The organism is Shewanella sp. 4t3-1-2LB, assembly GCF_017368415.1.
In the GTDB taxonomy this organism is placed as follows: domain Bacteria; phylum Pseudomonadota; class Gammaproteobacteria; order Enterobacterales; family Shewanellaceae; genus Shewanella; species Shewanella fodinae.
This window is the reverse complement of record NZ_JAFNJD010000130.1, coordinates 1-571: the sequence shown is the minus strand read 5'-3', so window position 1 is coordinate 571 and position 571 is coordinate 1. Positions and strand designations below refer to the sequence as shown.

Annotated in this window: 2 protein-coding genes; both read left to right on the top strand. The window is 35.7% G+C overall.

The genetic code is table 11. From position 1 onward, the window contains the following. The first annotated feature begins 44 nt into the window (after positions 1-44). A complete protein-coding gene (locus J3L11_RS18935; protein WP_207572002.1) occupies positions 45-371 on the top strand; it encodes a cupin domain-containing protein in 327 nt (108 codons plus the stop codon). Then, on the top strand, positions 372-571 hold a 200-nt coding region (locus J3L11_RS18930; protein ID WP_207572001.1), incomplete at its 3' end, for an NTP transferase domain-containing protein.

Here is a 571-nt window from a genome sequence, read left to right as displayed (position 1 = left end):
TAAACTAAAGATTACCTCAATAAATGCATATCTTTATGAGTGTAATGATGAAGAAATTTAATTTAGATCAATTTGTCAGAGGTTGGTTTGTCGGTGGGTTTGAACCTTCGTTATATAAAACGCAAGATGTAGAGGTTGCCATTCAGCATTTTTCTAAAGGTGATAAAGAGGCTAGTCATTGCCATAGAATTGCTACAGAAATTACTGTCGTTATTTCAGGGAAAGCATTAATGAAAGATTTAGTTCTTAATGCAGGTGATATTGTCAAGATTGAGCCAGGTGAATACACAGGTTTTGAAGCTTTAGAAGATACAGTGACGGCAGTCGTTAAACTACCAGGAGCATTGAATGATAAGTATTTGGAGAAGTAAATGTTAAATATCGTTGTGCCTATGGCGGGTAGAGGTAGTCGTTTTGCAAAGGAAGGCTATGAACTTCCAAAACCTTTGATCGATGTGAATGGTAAGCACATGATTGAAGTTGTAATTAACAACCTGAAACCAGATTGCGACCACAGATTTATTTTTGTATGTCAATCTGAGCATGTACAAAAATATAACATGGCTGAGAT

Coding starts and splice junctions, on each gene's coding strand:
- J3L11_RS18935 (WP_207572002.1), top strand. CDS start 45: ATGATGAAGAAATTTAATTTAGATCAATTTGTCAGAGGTTGGTTTGTC.